13 protein-coding genes are annotated in these 17,746 nt (G+C 65.9%); 3 read left to right on the forward strand and 10 right to left on the reverse strand.

Features of this window, described 5'->3' with window-relative positions; all coding sequences use genetic code 11:
- Positions 1-50: 50 nt before the first annotated feature.
- The 3 genes from recC to CEW83_RS13805 form a co-directional block, all read right to left on the reverse strand.
- Positions 51-3,482, reverse strand: a complete 3,432-nt coding sequence (gene recC / locus CEW83_RS13795) for an exodeoxyribonuclease V subunit gamma (RefSeq protein WP_108949863.1) — start codon at positions 3,480-3,482, stop codon at positions 51-53.
- 76 nt (positions 3,483-3,558) lie between these two features.
- The gene (locus CEW83_RS13800) at positions 3,559-3,777 is read right to left on the reverse strand and encodes a DUF3820 family protein (RefSeq protein WP_108949864.1); all 219 of its coding nucleotides are present in this window, start codon (positions 3,775-3,777) and stop codon (positions 3,559-3,561) included.
- A gap of 21 nt (positions 3,778-3,798) precedes the next feature.
- The gene (locus CEW83_RS13805) at positions 3,799-4,413 is read right to left on the reverse strand and encodes a MarC family protein (RefSeq protein WP_108949865.1); all 615 of its coding nucleotides are present in this window, start codon (positions 4,411-4,413) and stop codon (positions 3,799-3,801) included.
- Positions 4,414-4,615: 202 nt separating this feature from the next.
- Between CEW83_RS13805 and CEW83_RS13810 the strand changes: the two genes are divergently transcribed.
- Positions 4,616-6,280: an ATP-binding domain-containing protein gene (locus CEW83_RS13810; RefSeq protein WP_108951409.1), complete on the forward strand. Its 1,665-nt coding sequence runs from the start codon at positions 4,616-4,618 to the stop codon at positions 6,278-6,280.
- A 33-nt stretch (positions 6,281-6,313) separates the two neighbouring features.
- On the opposite strand, the gene CEW83_RS13815 is transcribed toward CEW83_RS13810, so the two are convergent.
- The 7 genes from CEW83_RS13815 to CEW83_RS13845 all read right to left on the reverse strand — a co-directional run bounded on the left by CEW83_RS13815 (position 6,314) and on the right by CEW83_RS13845 (position 15,759).
- Positions 6,314-7,687 (reverse strand): GTPase/DUF3482 domain-containing protein, encoded by a 1,374-nt coding sequence (locus CEW83_RS13815; RefSeq protein ID WP_108949866.1) that lies wholly within the window; start codon positions 7,685-7,687, stop codon positions 6,314-6,316.
- Entirely contained in the window at positions 7,684-9,093 is a 1,410-nt protein-coding gene (locus tag CEW83_RS13820; RefSeq protein WP_108949867.1) for a DUF2868 domain-containing protein, read from the reverse strand. Before CEW83_RS13820 ends, CEW83_RS13815 begins: the two co-directional genes overlap by 4 nt.
- Before the next feature lie 10 nt (positions 9,094-9,103).
- Positions 9,104-9,364, reverse strand: a complete 261-nt coding sequence (gene yidD, locus CEW83_RS13825) for a membrane protein insertion efficiency factor YidD (RefSeq protein ID WP_108949868.1) — start codon at positions 9,362-9,364, stop codon at positions 9,104-9,106.
- Between the two features lie 72 nt (positions 9,365-9,436).
- Entirely contained in the window at positions 9,437-9,865 is a 429-nt protein-coding gene (dksA, locus tag CEW83_RS13830) for an RNA polymerase-binding protein DksA (protein ID WP_108949869.1), read from the reverse strand.
- A 127-nt stretch (positions 9,866-9,992) separates the two neighbouring features.
- The gene (gene adeC / locus CEW83_RS13835) at positions 9,993-11,396 is read right to left on the reverse strand and encodes an AdeC/AdeK/OprM family multidrug efflux complex outer membrane factor (RefSeq protein WP_108949870.1); all 1,404 of its coding nucleotides are present in this window, start codon (positions 11,394-11,396) and stop codon (positions 9,993-9,995) included.
- On the reverse strand, positions 11,393-14,554 hold the full coding sequence (locus CEW83_RS13840) for an efflux RND transporter permease subunit (protein WP_108949871.1): 3,162 nt from the start codon (positions 14,552-14,554) through the stop codon (positions 11,393-11,395). The genes adeC and CEW83_RS13840 overlap by 4 nt, the downstream gene beginning before the upstream one ends.
- A gap of 11 nt (positions 14,555-14,565) precedes the next feature.
- Entirely contained in the window at positions 14,566-15,759 is a 1,194-nt protein-coding gene (locus CEW83_RS13845; protein WP_108949872.1) for an efflux RND transporter periplasmic adaptor subunit, read from the reverse strand.
- Between the two features lie 164 nt (positions 15,760-15,923).
- Here CEW83_RS13845 and CEW83_RS13850 point away from each other — a divergent pair, with 164 nt between their 5' ends.
- Both CEW83_RS13850 and CEW83_RS13855 read left to right on the forward strand, forming a co-directional pair.
- The gene (locus CEW83_RS13850) at positions 15,924-16,562 is read left to right on the forward strand and encodes a TetR/AcrR family transcriptional regulator (protein ID WP_108949873.1); all 639 of its coding nucleotides are present in this window, start codon (positions 15,924-15,926) and stop codon (positions 16,560-16,562) included.
- A gap of 160 nt (positions 16,563-16,722) precedes the next feature.
- The gene (locus CEW83_RS13855; protein ID WP_108951410.1) at positions 16,723-17,730 is read left to right on the forward strand and encodes an adenosine deaminase; all 1,008 of its coding nucleotides are present in this window, start codon (positions 16,723-16,725) and stop codon (positions 17,728-17,730) included.
- Positions 17,731-17,746 lie beyond the last annotated feature (16 nt).

Consider the following 17,746-nt stretch of genomic DNA (forward strand, 5'->3'; position numbering starts at 1 on the left):
AGTTGCGGATTATACCGGTGGCAGTGCCTGCGCTTCGTGCCCCGCAGGCATCAAGCCTGTTTGCCGGGGAACAAGCCGAGCCGCCCGTCCTCCAGCTGCGCGCGCAAAGGCCCGAACACCCGCCGCGCAATGTCGAAGAAGGCATCGTCCAGCGGGTCACCGAGACCACGCAGGGCCAGTCGGTACGCGGGGTTCTGCGCTTCACCGAATTCGGCACGCTGACCGCCACTCCACTTCACTCTCGCCTTGGCAGCACTCTCGTCATTGAAGATGTAGGCCCAGGCCGACTTCGGGAAGAAATGCAGCGGCGCAATCAGGCCTTGTCTGTAGAGCACCAGCAGGTCGGCAAGCAGCTGCCTCGCGCGATCCGGTGCGACCGCATGCAGACGGAAAGACCCGTCGCGCGACAGTCCAAGGGTTTCGCAGGCCACCCCCGGCGCCGGCGCAGCGCACAGCATCAGGTGCGCTAGCCAGGCGGCGAGGTAGTCTGCGGGTCGGGTGTCGTCATAGCGGTGACGCACCAGGCCTTGTGCATGGAGGTCGCCAAAGGCGGCGCTGAGTGTCCAGCACTCAGGCTTGCCGTCGGCCGCAAGGTCGAACTCGAGGGTACAGACATGCGCTGGCAGTGGCTTCGCCACGGCCGCCGCAACCTGCCGTGCGTAGTAGTCGAGCACGCTGACTTCGCGCTGCAGGGCTGCCGCACCGAGCACACCGGCAGGATATTCGCCGCCGGCACGCGCAAGTTCAAGCAGTGCCGCGTGTGCCTCCTCTGCAGCCTGCGCCGTCTCATCGCGCGCGAGCAGGGCCGGCAACAGGCGCGCAGCAAGTGCCTGCCGTCCCTGCCAGTCGGGCAGGAAGGGCTCGACGTCCTCCAGTTCCTCGTCGGCTTCGGGCAGGTCGAGGCCGAGGCGGTCGCGCAACAGGCTTCGGCAGGGATTGCGGAAGAAGCGGATCAACTGCTCCAGCCCGACCTCGCGCCAGGCCGCTTCCAGCGCAGGCAGCGGAGTCTCGAAAAAGGGGCGCTGCGGCACGGAAGGGGCGGTGTCACCTTCGCGCTCGTCGCCCTCTCCGTCTTCGTCGGCATCGTCCCACTCACTGTCCGGCACCGCCTGTACACTGCCGGCCGCCCTGCGCAGGCGGGCAGCGAGCGCGGCCGCGTAGTCCTCGTGAAAGCTGCTCAGGCGCGCATCGGGCGAGGCGTCGGCAACGAAATATTCGATCGAGAAGGGCTGCAGCGGATGGGAGACGGTCAGCCGGCGCCGGGCAGCTGCCAGCTGTTCGGGCTGCGACGCATCTTCGGCACACGCCGTGGCAAGTGCGTCGAGCAGTTCGTCGACCAGTACCGAGGGCGGCAGCGGACTGCCGTCGCGCACGCTGCGCCCGACATGGGACAAATGCAGGACATCGCGCGCCGAGAGCACCACGTCGAGGAACAGGTTGCGGTCGTCGAGCCGGCGCTGACGGTCGCCGCGCTGCGGGCGGGCGGCCATCAGATCGAATTCGGCTGCACGGTCGCTGCCCGGAAAAGCGCTCTGGTCCATCCCGATCACGCACACCACCCGGTAGGGCAGGCTGCGCAGCGACGATAGCGCGGAGAAGGTGACGGTGCCGCCGGGCACGCCGCCGCGCGCCGGGTCGTCCAGGCGCGCAGCAAGCGCCGGATGCACGACGTCGAGCGCCACCGTGCCGTCGGGATGACCGCTGCCCATGTCATCGGCCAGCGCATTGATCGCGGCACGCACTTCGCGCGCGGCTTCGGCCTGGTCGGCCGCCTCACCGACGATGGCCTCGAGCGCACCGATCAGGGCCTGACGCCAGCCCTCGGCGTCGTGCGTACGCAGCAGGCTGTCGCGCAGCCGCTGCAAGGTCTCGGCGTAGCGCCAGAATCGGCCAAGCGCCAGCCCCGCACTCCCCTCGGGCGCGCCCGCGCCGATGCGCCCGGCAAAGGGCGCGGCATGTGCGGCTTCGCCTCCGGCCCAGGCCAGAAACAGCCGGTGCAGACCTTCTTCCAGCGTGTGCAGCGGCAACGCCGCGGCGGCCTCGGCCTGCGCCGCATCCAGCCCCCAGCGGATACCTGCATCCCGCATCCAGTCGTGCACCGTTTCGAGTTCGGACTCGCCCAGCCCGAAATGCGCAGCAACCAGCGGTTGCTGCAGCAGATCGAATACCCGGCTCGCCGGGAAGCGGCTCGCCACCAGCGCCAGCAAACGGTCGAGTGCCTGCGCCACCGGGTTTTCCTGCGTACCGCCAAGACCGGTGATCCGCCACGGGATGCGCCGGGCAGGCGGCGCAGTACCGAACACCGCCTCAATCAGCGGCGCGCTCGCGTCCAGATCGGGCGTCAGCACCACGATCTCGTCGGGTCGCGGCGGGTTGGGGCCCTTGAACAGGCCGAGCAGGCGGTCGTGCAGCACTTCGAGTTCACGGGTGCGCGAATGGCACACATGCAGCTCGATACTGCGATCCCCCGCAGCCAGGCTGACGCTGCCCGGCTCGAGGTCTTCGAGATCGAGTATCGCGTTATGCAGGCGGGCAAGCAGATGGCGCCCCGGGTGCGGATCGAAGGCTGCGTCCTCGACCACCGCATGCTCGCCCTCGAACAGCAAGCCGATATGCGCCTGGGTCTGCTGCCCCCAGGCCGCGAGCAGACGGTTGCCGGTTTCGTGGAACATGTCTTCCTGACGCGCGGCCAGCCACGACAGCCTGCGCGCATCGACGATCTCGAACCAGAACTCGCGGCAGGGGTTGAGCACGTACAGACGCACATCCACCACCCGCGAGAGTTCGCGCAGCATGTCCAGATACAGCGGCGGCAGCGTCGGCAGACCGAACACATGCACGGTTTTCGGCAGGCCGATGGCGGCGAGCTCAGCGTCGTCCATCTTCGTCACCCGGCTCAGGAAGAGCGCGGCCGGATGGGTCTGGCGCAGCGCCAGACCGTCACGAATGCGGCGCCACAGATCGGCCTGCCAGGCCTCGTCGGCGGCCTCGGCCTCGCTTGCCTGGCCCAGACCGGCGGCCTGCCCCGCCGCCCAGCGCTCCAGCCACTGCGGACGATAGGTGAGGTAGTGATCGAACACGCGCGCGATACGCTCTGCAAGTTCGAAGCGCATGCGCGCATCCGCCCCCTGCAGGTAGTGCGCAAGCCGCGGATGCGCCGCCACCCAGGCACCCGCCTCGGTACCGGCATCGATCAGCGCGAACACCCGCCACGCCAGCAGCGCCGGTGCAAACGGCGAGCGCGCAGGCACCTCGACCACATGCCCGATCTGCGTCCACAGCCACTGCGCCAGGTAGCCGAAATCGACATTGGCACAGATCCCCTCACGATCCGCGATTGCCAGCTCCACCTGACGCCGCAGCGCACTGCTCGGCACCACCACCTCGCGCAGCCCGAACGGCCCCGGCTGCTCTTCGGCAAGCCGGTCGAGCAGGGTATCGAGGAGGATTTCGAAGCGATTGGAAAAAGCGATGGAAAACATGTCGAGTGGGCAGGCCTGAGCCGGTGAATGATGGCGGAGCGGCGCGCGTCTGTCATCCAGTCGCAGGCGCCGGGCGCTACTTCGGTGGTTCGCGCAGGGGCTTCAGCAAGTCCGACAGCCCGTTGTGGTCGATCTCCTGCATCAGCGCGAGCAGGCGACCGATTTCGCTGTTGGGAAATCCCTCGCGGGCGAACCAGTTGAGGTAGTTGCCCGGCAGGTCGGCAATCAGCCGTCCCTTGTACTTGCCAAAGGGCATCGTGCGGGTGACGAGAAGATGCAGGTCTTCGGGGTTCATGTCGGTCCCGGGCGTCAGGCGTCAGGCCGAAGCCAGCGTACGCACGCCGACGGCGATGAACTCCACCGCGAGCGCAGCCAGCACCAGACCCATCAGACGGGTCATGATGTTGAGCCCTGTCTGGCCGGCAAGCCGGCTGATGGGGCCGGCGAGGCGCAGCGTGCCCCACACCACGCCACCGATGACCAGACCGATGACTACCAGAATCAGCATCTCCCACCAGTGCTGCACGCGCTCGGAATAGATGATGACCGTACTCACGGTGCCCGGACCGGTCAGCAACGGAATGGTCAGTGGCACGACCGCGATGCTCGAACGCTCGGCTGCCTCATGCGCCTCCTCGGGCGTGGTGCGGGCGCGGGTGGGTTCGGCATTGAACATTCTGAAGGCGAGCACGAACAGCAGGATGCCACCACCCACCTGCAGCGAAGCGATCGAGATGCCAAACACGCTCAGCAGCGTCTGCCCGAACAGGGCCGACACCCCCAGCACCACGGCGGTCGCGATGGATGCGGTGTTCACCGTGCCGCGCACCTGCGGCGGAGTCTGCGTGGCGGTGAGGCTGAGGAACATCGGGATCGCCCCGAAGGGGTTGATCAGGGCGAGCAGGGTGATGAAGACTTTCAGTGTTTCCATGGCGGTTCCGTAGCGAAACTGGGGGCAGGAGATGGCGCATCCGCCCCGCGGCCGTCGAGCATAGCGCATCGACCGTGGGCACGGCAGCGGGACTTGTGCCAAAGTTGCGCCATCGGCGCACCCGGCCCGCACGCATACTGAACCCGCACATGACCGTCACCCTCGTTTTGTCCTCCGCTCCGGGCCTCGTGCCATGCTGAAGATGGCCCGCGTCCACCCCGAAGGCTGGCGGCATCTGCCCGCGAACGGTGCGCAGGGCCGCGAACTGGCCACCCTGGCGCTGCTGGCCGAAGGCTTGCCGCACGAATTCAACATCTACCACGGGCTGCACTGGACCCGCGCCGAAGGTCAGCACGCAGTATTCGGCGAGATCGGCTTCGTCATTCTCGGCCCGGACGGACGCATCCTGCTGATCGAACAGCAGTCGGGCTTTCTCGACGAGAGCGCCAACGGCCTGTTGCGCCCGGGCAAGCGCCGCAACCGCGACATCAGCCTGGACCTTGCGCGCACGGCCGATGCCCTGCGCGCGCGCCTGCGACCGCTGCTCGGCGGCACCGAGCCGGTACTCGATACCCTGCTCTACTGCCCCGACTACACCGTCCGCCAGCCCGGCACCGCAGGTCTGGACCCGGCCCGCATCGTCGATGCAAGCCGGCGTGCCCACCTGCTCGACATCGTGCGCGAGCTGTGCGGGCCGCAACACGATGCGGCCGGAGCCGGCACTGCCGCCCATCGTCACGCCCTCCATCGTTTCTTCGCCGAACTCCTGGAACTGGTGCCCGACGTGCAGGCGCTCGCCGGTCAGGCGGTGGCGCTGACCACGCGGCTGTCGGGCGGACTGGCCGAATGGGCGCGCCGCATCAGCCTGCATCCGCACCGGCTGCGCGTCACCGCCACCGCCGGCAGCGGCAAGACCCAGCTCGCGCTGGCCGCCTATACTGACGCTCTGCACGCCGGGCGCCGCCCACTGTACGTGTGCTACAACCGACCGCTGGCAGATCACTTCGCGCGCGTCGTGCCGCCCGGCGGCGAAGTCGCCACCTATCACCAGCTGTGCGACCGCCGCCTGCGCGCGGCCGGCCGCACGCCGGACTTTTCCGCTCCCGACCGCTTCCGGCGCATGGAAACGGACTTCGCCGCGCTGCTCGCCCACGGCAACAAGGACCCGGCCTGGCGTTTTGACGAGCTGATCGTGGACGAAGGCCAGGACTTTACCGATGCCTGGCGCGACAGCCTGCTCGCCCTGCTCACGCCCGAGGGCCGTGCATGGTGGCTGGAGGACCCGCTGCAGAACCTGTACGGCCGCGAACCGGTAAAACTGCCCGGATGGGCCGGGCTCACCGCCGACACCAACTACCGCACACCAGCCGATGTGCTCGAGCTGCTCAACGACCGCCTGCCCCTGCCCACGCCGATCGTCGCCGGCAGTCCGGTGGCCGACAGCGAACCGGAAGTGATGAGCTGGCACGACGAGACCGGTCTGATGGAGGCCACCAAGCGCGCCATCACCCGTGCCATCGGCCTCGGCTTCCGGCGCGACATGATCGCCATCATCAGCTTTCGCGGCCGCGAGTATTCACGCTTCACCCCGCTCACCCACCTCGGCCCGCACCGCCTGCGCGCCTTTCATGGTCGTTACGACCTGTTCGGCGAAGCCGAATACAGCGAGGGCGAACTGCTGATCGATTCGGTCTACCGTTTCAAGGGCCAGTCCGCTCCGTGCGTGATCTTTACCGAGATCGACTTCGAGGCGCTCGATGAACTGACGATGCGCAAGCTCTTCGTCGGCGCCACCCGTGCCACGATGAAGGTCATCTTCGTCGCGTCGGAACGCGCTGCTGCCGTGCTGGCACCGGATCAGGCCTGATCCCCCGCACCTCCGGGCACTGCGCTCAAAACCTCAGGCCAGATACTCGGCGAGGCTGCGCTCGGCATCGTCCCTGTCGTCGTCGCCTTCATGTGCCCACTCCGGATGCGCCCGTGCCTGCAGCAAGGGGTCGGGCAGGCGCCCTTCGCGCCAGTCGGCACTGTCCGGATCGGACTCGGGCGAGACCGCCTGCGGCAGCTCGATGGGCGTCATCGCCGCATGGCCACGGCCTTCCAGCGCAATCAGCAGCTGGCGCTGACGCAGCGCGACCAGACGGAGGATGGCGTCGTCCACGGTGAGTTCGTGATGACCGCGCAGGCGGGCGGCAATGCGCTCGCCGTAGTGGCCGAAGGTCTGCCACAGGCCACCGGCCACCGCGCCGAGCGCTGCTGCAGCCCCCAGCGTCAGACCGCCGGTCATCAGGTCGATGCCGACCCCGGCTGCAGCCCCTGCGGCCACCCCGGTGCTGAGACGAATGCCCATCTGGCGCAGGGTCTCGGGATTGAACAGGTCGTCGTCCCAGCGCCCGTCGGCCAGCGGCAACTCGGCAGCACGCGCGTCATCGGGGCGGAAGCGGTAGAGCTGCAGCAAGGCTTCGACGCAGGCCTGCTCGCGTGCGCGCACCGTCTCGCGCAAGCTGTGGACAGCGGCCTGCAGCGCCGCATCGTCATCGGCATCGACCACGTCGCGGCGGGCGGCAAGTTCGATCAGGAGTTCCGCCACCAGCCGGCGCGCGCTCAGGCGGCGCGATTCCGCCTCTTCCTCGCGGTCGACGATCAGCGCTTCAAGCGCCGGGCGGTGGCTGTGCATCAGGGTGGCAAGGGTCTCGAACAGGCGTCGCTCGCCATCGACCGCCGGCGCCACGGTGTCGAAGCGCACGACGGCGTGCAGGCCAAGGCGCGCCAGCGCCGCATGCCAGTCGTCGGCACGCGCAGCCGGCGAGGCGATGAAATTGAGCACCGGCAGCAAGGGCCGGGCTGCGCTGGCGAGCAGGGCGAGTTCGTCCTTGTGCTTGGGCAGTACCGGATCGCGGGCATCGACCACATACAGCGCCGCATCGCTCGCCAGCAACTGGCGCAGCACCTTGGCCTCCTGCTCGAAACGCGCGCCCGCCTCGGCAGTGGCAAGAAAGCGGCTGATGCGATCGGGACCGTCGACCCGCTCACCCGGCGCGACCAGTTCGTCGATGAATTCGAGCAGGGCGATGGCGTCTTCCATGCCCGGCGTGTCGTAGAGCTCGACCACCGGCTGATCGTCAGCCATCAGCCGCAGGCCCTCGACATGCCGGGTGGTGCCGGCCGAATCCGACACCTCCCCGAAACCGGCATCGCGTGCCAAAGTCCTCAGCAGCGAAGTCTTGCCAGTGTTGGTATGACCGACCACGGCAACGCGCAGCAGTGCGCTCATAGCGTCGCTCCCAGCCATGCTCGCACCTGATCCTGATCCGCCATCAACGCGCCCTCATCGAGTTCAAGGCCAGACAGCCCATCCTGCCACAAGCTCAGGCGACCGCTACCGCCATCGGGCACAGGCAGTGCCCATACCCGGGTTTCACCGGCGTGGTCGGCAAGCTCGGCGACAAGGCCGAGACTGCCGCGATCCGGCGTCAGTCGCGGGTCGATTGCAATCAGCAGACGTGCCGGCGGCGTCGCACCGAAGCGAGCGATGGCCGCACGACGCTGGTCGCGGCTATCGAGACGGCCGCCATCGGCAGCCAATCCTTCGCAGCCGACCGGCGGCCAGGGCAGATCCGCGCCAAGTTCGAGCGCCACCATGACCACAGCACCGGTTTGCGCAGCGGCGTGTCCATGGCGTCCCGGTCGTGGCATCCGTGCCGGCGCGGGATCGCTGATGCCGATGCGTTCGCTGTCGGGCAACAGCCGTGGCTTGAGACGGATGTAATCGGGCAGCGCCAGATCCAGCTGCAGGCGACTCAAGCCATACCGCCAGCCCTGCACACAAACCAGCACGAGCAGCAGTCTTGGCAGCACGCCATACACCAGCACGCAGCCCAGCAGCCAGCCCGACCAAGCGCGGCGTCCGGCTTCATCCACCATGACCGCATCGCCACTGGCAATGACGTGCGCAGCATCCGGCACCGGAAAGCCGAGGTAGCCGGGGACCACGCCCAGCAGGGTGGTCAGCGCGACGAAGGCGTCGCCCGGCAGAATGGTGGTCTCCCACACGAAGCCGTAGCGGCGCACCGCCAGCAAGCCGAGCAAACCCGCTGCAGCACCGACAAGGGCCAGGAACCATAGCAAATGACTGACTGCGCCCAGCCCCCAGCTTGCGAGGCGGCCGCGGGCGAGCAGCCCCCCCAGCGCGAGCGGCAGCTCGGCCGCGGCAGGACTGCGGTCGAACACGCTGACCAGACGCAGCCACACCGTGCCCAGCGCACTGCCGCCGCGCGTCCGGCCGCGACCGGCCACAAGCGTGCCAAGCAGCCACAGCAGGAGGCTGAACAGGTGCACGCCGAGCAGACCGCCCAGCGCCCACACCACGTTGACCGGCCGGCTGCCATCGCCGAGCACGGCCGCTGCCGTGCCCGCACCGAGCACCAGCGCCAGCACGCACGCGAGTGCGAGAATCAGCCGCGCACGGCCATGCCAGCGCAGGATGGCATCGCGCCAGCCTTCGCGTGTACCGAGGCGCTCGGCGCGACGACAGATACGGGTTTCGAGATCGGGAGGGGCACGGCGGGCCTCCGCCAGCTCGACCGCATCTTCGAGACGGCCGTGGCGGGATTCGTGGCGGCGAACAAGTTCGGCCAGCCAGCGGTGTTCAAGTGCGGAAAGCGGCGCGGCAGGATTCACGCTGCGGCTCCTAGTGCCGGTGCGTATGCGTTTCGTGCGGAGGATGATCCTTGCAGCAGACAGGCGGCACGAGATCGACCCCACCGGCGCTCCAGGGATGGCAGCGCAACAGCCGGCGCAAGGCCAGCCAGCTGCCCTTCAGTGCGCCGTGGGTCTCGATGGCCTCGAGCGCGTAGTGCGAGCACGTCGGGTAGAAACGGCAGCGCGGCCCGAGCAGGGGGCTGATGAAGAGCTGATAGCCGCGGATCAGGCCGCGCAGTAGCCAGCGCATCAGGTGGAATCGGATCGGGCAGTCTGACCAGGGCGCAGACACGGCGTCTGCGTCCCGGACAGCAGGCCGCAATCAACCGCCATGCATCTTCTTGAGTTTCTCGCGACGCTCCTGGGCTTCGAGCGACAGGGTGGCGGTCGAGCGTGCCAGCAGACGGCCGATGCCGATCGGCTCGCCGGTTTCCTCGCACCAGCCATACTCACCGGCGTCGATGCGGGCAATGGCTTCGCCGATTTTCTTCAGCAGCTTGCGCTCGCGGTCCCGCACGCGCAGTTCGAGGGTGTGCTCTTCCTCGACGCTCGCACGGTCGGAGGGATCGGGCGTGGCCTCGTTGTCCTGCAGGTGGGTGGTGGTTTCGTGCGCGTTCTCAAGCAGCTGTTCCATCTCGGTCTGGAGACGGTGCCGGAAGAATGCCAGCTGACGAGCTGACATGTAATCCGACTCGGGCGCAGCAAGGATTTCGGCCTCGGTCATAAGGGCTGGAGTAGTGGTTGCGTTCATGTTGAGATTCCTTGTTCGGCATACGTCCGGACTGGCAGGGCGAGACCATACCGTAAAGCGGGAATTGTTGCGACATACTCCGCAAAACAGCGCTGCCAGCCGGCGTTATTACCGGAATTACACCACGTTATTGCCAGCCGCCACCCATCACTTTGTATAGTGCAACGCGGTTACCCGCCTCGGACAGACGCGCAGCGATCAGCTCCTGTTCTGCAGCATACCGCGAACGTTGCGCATCGAGCAGCACAAGATAGCTGTCGATGCCGTTACGGTAGCGCGCGTCGGACAGGCGATAGCTCTCGGCACTGGCCTCGACCAGGTTGCGCCGGGCGTCGAGCTGTTCGCCAAGGTTGGCACGCTCGGCCAGCGCATCCGCCACTTCACGGAAGGCGCTCTGGATGGCCTTCTCGTATTCCGCCACCTGGATCTCGCGCTGCACCTTGGCCACGTCCAGGCTGGCACTGAGCGCACCTGCGTTGAAAATGGGCAGCGTGAGCTGGGGCACGAAAGTCCAGGTCCCCGATCCGGCCTGAAACAGTCCGTCGAGGGTGGCACTCGCCGTGCCCGCGGTTGCCGTCAGCGAAATGCTCGGGAAGAAGGCTGCGCGCGCTGCGCCGATGTTGGCGTTGGCCGCACGCAAGGTACGCTCGGCCTGCAGCACGTCCGGACGGCGCACCAGCACCTCGGACGGAATGCCGGACGGCAGCTCGGCAAGCGCGGTCACCGCGTCGATCAGTTTCTCGGGCAACAGGCGCGCCGGCACCTGCCCTCCGGTGAGAACTGCGAGCGCATTCTCGTCCTTTGCCACCTGCGACGCATACTGCGCCGCGTCTGCGCGGGCGCGCTCCATTGCGCTCTGCGCCTGACGCACATCGAGCGCAGAAACTGCACCGGCCTCGAAACTGCGACGGGTGAGATCCACCGATTTCTGCTGCGTCTGCCAGGTCTCACGTGCGAGGTCACGCAGTTCGCGGTCGGCCGCAAGCGTCAGCCAGGCATTTGCAACTTCGGCAACGAGACTGATCTGTGCGCTCCGCCTCGCCTCCTCGGTGGCGAGGTAGGTTTCCAGCGCCTGGTCGCGCAGGCTGCGCACCCGCCCGAAGAAGTCGAGCTCCCACGCAGAGATTCCGACGGTCGTGGAGTACTGGCGCGAGATCGTGGATTCGCCGCTGCTGGTGAGGTCACCCGGCAGGCGCTGGGCACTCTGACCGCCACTGAGTGCAACCGACGGAAACTGGTCTGCCCGCTGAATGCGGTATTGCGCCTGCGCCTTCTCGATGTTGAGCGCCGCTACACGCAGGTCGCGATTGTTCTCCAGAGCGATCCCGATCAGCTCGCGCAAGCGCGCATCGGCGAAATAGTCGCGCCAGCTGATATCGGCCACCGCGACAGGGGCTGCAACCGCCTCGGTCTGCCCCGGCCAGGCCGAGGCCACCGGTGCGTCCGGGCGCAGGTAATCCGGCGCGAGCGTCGTGCACGCACCAAGCAGAGTCGCTGAAACAGCGAGGGTCAGGCTACGAAGGGTGTTCATGTCCGTTCCTCCGGCGCTGCCGCAACGTGATTCTCAGGCTGCGCCGGCTTGTCCTTGAAAATGCGCTTGATCACAACGTAGAACAGCGGCACGAAGAAGATGCCCAGCACGGTGGCGGCGATCGTGCCACCGAGCACGCCGGTACCGATCGCGTTCTGGCTGCCGGAACCCGCGCCGGTGCTGATGGCCAGAGGCAACACGCCCAGACCGAAAGCCAGCGAGGTCATCAGGATCGGACGCAGACGCATCCGCACCGCGGTCAGCGTCGCGGTAATCAGATCCTTGCCCGCCTCCATCTCCGCCTTGGCGAACTCGACGATCAGAATGGCGTTCTTCGACGACAGACCGATGGTCGCCAGCAGACCCACCTGGAAGTAGATGTCGTTCGACAGCCCGCGACCGGTCGCTGCTAGCAAGGCACCCAGCACGCCGAGCGGCACCACCAGCATCACCGCAAACGGTACCGACCAGCTCTCGTACAGCGCCGCCAGGCAGAGGAAGACCACCAGCAGTGACAAGGCATACAGCGCAGGAGCCTGCGAGCCCGAGCGACGTTCCTCGAACGAGGTACCGCTCCACTCGTAGCCGATGCCTGCGGGCAGCTTGGTCATGATCTCTTCGACTGCAGCCATCGCTTCACCCGATGACAGGCCAGGCGCAGCCTGCCCCAGCACCTCGATCGACGACTGTCCGTTGTAGCGCTCCAGACGCGGCGAACCGTAAGTCCATCTCGCCGTGGCAAAAGCCGAGAATGGCACCATCTCGCCCATGCTGTTGCGCACGAACCACTTGTTCATGTCTTCGGGCGTCATCCGCGCCGAGGCGTCGGACTGCACGTAGACCTTCTTGATCCGGCCACGGTCGATGAAGTCATTCACGTAGCTGCCGCCCCACGCGGTTGCCAGCATATCGTTGATGTCAGCAACCGAGATGCCCAGCGCGCCTGCCTTGGCGTGGTCAACCTCGAGGCGGAATTCAGGCGTGTCGTCCTGACCGTTCGGACGTACGCCGACCAGCCGCTTGTCCTGCGCCGCCATGCCCAGAAACTGGTTACGTGCTGCCACCAAGGCGTTGTGGCCAAGACCCGAACGATCCTGCAACTGAACATTGAAGCCATTCGAGGTACCGAGCTCAATCACCGCCGGCGGTACGAAGGCAAACACCATCGCCTCGCGGATCTGCGAGAACGCACCCATCGCACGCCCTGCAACCGATTTGACGTCCATGCCGGGACCTTGGCGCTCGTCCCAGCTTTTCAGGTTCACGAAGCCGATACCCATGTTCTGACCGCTGCCACCGAAGCTGAAACCGGCAACGGTGAACAGGGCCTTCACCGTGTCCTTCTCATTCTCCAGAAAATGCTTCTCGACTTTCTCCAGGACCTCGATCGTGCGCTCCTGGGTCGCCCCTGCGGGCAGCATGACCTGGTTGAACATCACCCCCTGGTCCTCCTCTGGCAGGAAGGAGGTCGGCATGCGAACGAAGAGCAAGCCGAGCACCACCACGATCGCCAGATAGATGGCGATGAAGCGCAGGCTGCGATTGAGGATGCCGCCCACCGCCGACTCGTAGCGTCGGGTATTGCGGTCGAACATGCGGTTGAACCAGCCAAAGAAGCCCGAGAACATGCCGCCCTCGCCGATGTCGTGCCCCTTTTCCACCGGCTTGAGCATGGTCGCGCACAGCGCAGGTGTGAACACGATGGCGACAAGCACCGACAACGCCATGGCTGACACGATGGTTACCGAGAACTGACGATAGATCACCCCGGTCGAGCCGCCGAAGAAAGCCATCGGCACGAACACCGCGGACAGCACCAGGCCGATACCCACCAGCGCACCGGTGATCTGACGCATCGACTTGCGGGTCGCCTCCTTGGGAGACAGACCTTCCTCGCTCATCACCCGCTCGACGTTTTCGACCACCACGATCGCATCGTCAACCAGCAGACCAATGGCGAGCACGACGCCGAACATGGTCAGGGTGTTGATCGAGAAGCCGAAGGCCGCCATCACGCCGAAAGTGCCAAGCAGCACCACCGGCACGGCAATGGTCGGGATCAGTGTCGCACGCAGGTTCTGCAGGAACAGGTACATCACCAGGAATACCAGCACCACGGCTTCGATCAGGGTCTTGACCACTTCCTCGATCGAAATCCGCACGAAGGGCGTGGTGTCGTAGGGCACAACGACATCGATGCCTTCAGGGAAGTAGGGCTTCATCTGGTCGAGCTTCGCGCGCACCGCATTCGCGGTCTCGAGCGCGTTCGAACCTGCGGCCAGCTTGATGCCGACTCCGGCAGCCGGCTTGCCGTTGTAACGGGCAACGGTACCGTAACTCTCGGCGCCGATCTCCACCCGTGCCACGTCGGCCAGACGTACCTCACCACCCTGGGCCGAGGTCCGCAACAGAATGGCTTCGAACTGTTCAACAGTCTGCAAGCGGCTCTGCGCCGTGATCGAGGCAGTAAAGCCTTGGCCAGGCAATGCTGGCGTGCCACCGAGCTGACCAGCAGAAACCTCGGTGTTCTGGGCCTGGATTGCCGCCTTCACGTCAGCAGGCGTGAGCTTGTAGTTGTTCAGCTTTTCGGGCGACAGCCACACGCGCATGGCGTACTGCGAACCGAAAACCGTCACTTCGCCGACGCCGGTGACGCGCGATAGTGAGTCCTGCACCGACGACACCACGAAGTCCGCCAGATCGACGCCATCCTGCTTGCCTTCAGGCGAAACGAAACCGATCACCATCAGGAAGTTGCGCGCGGATTTTGCCACCTGCACACCCTGCGCCTGCACCGCCGTCGGCAACAAGGGCATGGCAAGCTGCAACTTGTTCTGCACCTGGACCTGGGCAATGTCGGGATCGGTGTCCGCGTCGAAGGTCAGCGTGATGGCCGAAGAACCGTAGGCATCGCTGGACGAGTTCATGTAGAGCAGACCGTCGAGCCCAGTCATCTTCTGCTCGATGATCTGGGTCACCGACTCTTCCACCGCCTGGGCGGACGCACCGGGATACTTGGCGTTGATGACGACGGCCGGAGGCGCGATCGCCGGATACTGCGACACGGGAAGCTCAAGGATGGACAATGCCCCTGCGAGCATGATGACCAGCGCAATCACCCACGCGAAGATGGGCCTGTCGATAAAGAAGCGAGCCATTATTCAGCCCCTCACTTCGCCGCCGACGCGGCAGCCGGTGCAGCGGCACCGGCCTCCTGCGGCTGCACCGTGGCGCCAGGGCGGATGCGCTGCAGGCCATCGACGATGATGCGATCGCCTGCAGCGAGACCATCGGTCACGACCCACTTGTCGCCCAGCGAACGCGTGGTCGTGATCATGCGCGCCTCGACCTTGTTTTCGGCGCCGGCCACCATCACCATCGGATTGCCACGCGGGTCGCGACTGACGGCGGCATGCGGCACCAGAATGGCGTTGTCCGCCTCGCCCTGTGCAAGCTTTGCACGAACGTACATGCCGGGCAGCAACTCACCCTTCGGATTGGGGAAGACGGCACGCAAGGTCACACTGCCGGTGCCCTGATCAACCGTCACTTCGGAGAAGGCCAGCTTGCCCTCGGCCGCGTACTGGGTGCCGTCTTCGAGCACGAGCTGGACCGGGACGGCCTTCGCGCTGGAACTCTTGAGCTTTCCCGCCTCCATTGCGCGCCGCAGACCGAGCAGTTCGGCGCTCGACTGTGTCAGGTCCACGTAGATCGGATCGAGCTGCTGCACCGTCGCCAGCGCGGTCGCCTGGTTGGCGGTGACCAGCGCACCCGGGGTCACGGCAGAGCGGCCGATGCGCCCCGAGATCGGGGATGTGACGCTGGTGAAATCAAGATTGATGCGGGCGGTCTCGACCGCCGCGCGGGCGGAGGCCACATCGGCCTCGGCCTGCTTGAGCGCAGCGACCGCATCGTCGTTGGCCTGCTTGCTCACGGCATCGATCTTCACCAGATCCGCGTAGCGCGTGGCCTTCAGGCGCGCGCTGTAAAGATTGGCCTCGGCACGTGCATGGCTGGCCTTGGCGCTGTCGTGAGCCGCGCGATAGGTGGAGGCATCGATCTGATACAGGGTCTGACCGGCCTTGACCTCGCTACCCTCTGTAAACAGGCGCTTCTGCACGAGCCCGGTGACCTGCGGCCGCAGCTCGGCGACCATGTAAGGCGACGTGCGACCCGGCAATTCGCTCACCAGCGGAACCGATTCGGCCACGGCAACAACAACGCCTACCGTGGGAGCCGGGGGCGGACCGCCCGCAGGGCCTGCCTGACCAGTCTGCTCACCGCCGCTGCAGGACGCGAGAATGGTGGCACCAGCCAGCGCCACGGCAAGTGTTTTGAAAAGCAGTTGGGGGCGGTTCTGCATGGACGAGCCTCGTGAAAATTTAAGTGGTGCCAATGCCCGCCCGGGTAAGACGGAGATTCACCAAAGGTAGAATGGTTATTCTAGATTGAACGCTCATTCTATGTTAAGCTTTTTACCCTTGCAAGCAGTTAAGACACACTCTCATTACACGTCGGAGACAGGTCATGAACGCAGAAGCGCATACGCCCGCGGACTGCTCACGCGCAGAAGCGCGTCGAGCCCAGATCCTTGCAGCGGCTTCCGACTGCTTTCGTGCTCACGGCTTCCATGGTGCCAGCATCTCGCAGATTTCCAAGTCCGCTGGCATGAGCGCAGGGCACATTTATCATTATTTCGAGAACAAGGAAGCGATCATTGCCGCCATCGTCGCGCATGATCTTGATGAATTGCTGACGCTCAGCGCCACGTGGCGTGCCGCCGACGACATCCTTGAAGCCATGATCGATGGCGTGGTGGAAGGCGTGAAGGAGAACCTTGAGCGCGGGAAAGCCGTGCTCAAACTCGAGATCCTCGCAGAAGCGTCGCGCAATCCCGAGATCGCCGTCATCGTGCGCAATGCCAGCAAGTGCTGCAATGAAAACATCACCGACATCCTGCGCCTGGCGCGCGGCGCCAAAGGACTGAGCACCGACGATGAGACGATCACCAACATGGTCGAAATTCTCGCCACGCTGTTCGAAGGCGTACTGGCACGGAGCGTGCGCAACCCTGATCTTGATGCCGACCAGTTCGCCGACGCCTTTCAGTCCGTCGTGCGGAGTCTGATCGCGGGTCCGGGATTCGCGACCAGTCCGCCCGTCTGAGCCCGCCCGAGGCCATACTGCCTTATCCGCTTCGCTTTATGATCGGTATTGTCAGTTGGCTTCGCGCATCCCCTGGCACTCGCACTATGATCGTCCTGACGAGTTCTGCGGCAGTGCAGCATCACCGCGAAGCCGGCTCAATCCCGAACTGGAGATCGCGATGGACCTCGAAACCTATATCCGCGCCCTGCCCAAGGCCGAGCTTCACCTGCACATCGAGGGCTCGCTCGAACCCGAGATGATGTTCGCGCTGGCGCAGCGCAATGGCGTGACCCTGCCATGGTCGAGCGTCGAGGCCACCCGCGCCGCCTACGCATTTTCCGACCTGCAGAGCTTTCTCGACCTCTACTACGCGGGTGCCGCTGCACTGATCCATGAGCAGGACTTCTACGAGCTCGCCATGGCCTACTTCGCCCGCGCGCATGCGGATGGAGTGGTGCATGCGGAGCTGTTCTTCGACCCCCAGACCCACACCGAACGCGGCGTCGCCTTCCAAACGGTGCTCGACGGCCTTGAACGCGCGTGCGACGAAGCCCGCGTGCAGTACGGCATCAGTTCGCGCCTGATCCTGTGTTTCCTGCGCCACCTGAGCGAGGACGAAGGCTTTGCCACGCTGGAACAGGCCGTGCCGCATGTTTCACGCATTCACGGTGTCGGCCTCGACTCCTCCGAAAAAGGCCATCCGCCGTCCAAGTTTGCCCGTCTCTTTGCGCGCTGCCGCGAGCTGGGCCTGCATATCGTCGCCCATGCCGGCGAGGAAGGCCCACCCGCCTACATCGTCGAGGCGCTGGATCTGCTCAAGGTCGAACGCATCGATCATGGCGTGCGCGCGGCCGAAGATCCGGCGCTGGTCGAACGCCTGGTGCGCGAACAGACTCCGCTGACGGTCTGCCCGCTGTCGAACATCAAGCTGTGCGTCTTCCCCACGCTTCAGGACCACAACCTGAAGCAACTGCTCGATGCCGGGCTGAAAGTCACGATCAACTCGGACGATCCCGCCTACTTCGGCGGCTACATCGGCCAGAACTTTCTCGCCACCGCCGAAGCCCTGCACTTGAGCCGTGCCGAACTCAAGCGCATCGCGCGCAACAGCCTCGAAGCGAGCTTTGTCGGCGACGCCGAGCGTACCCCCTGGCTGGCGCGCCTCGACGCATTGCCCGAAGACTGATCCCCGTACTTCTTCC

This window comes from Parazoarcus communis, assembly GCF_003111645.1.
Taxonomy (GTDB): Bacteria; Pseudomonadota; Gammaproteobacteria; order Burkholderiales; family Rhodocyclaceae; genus Parazoarcus; species Parazoarcus communis_A.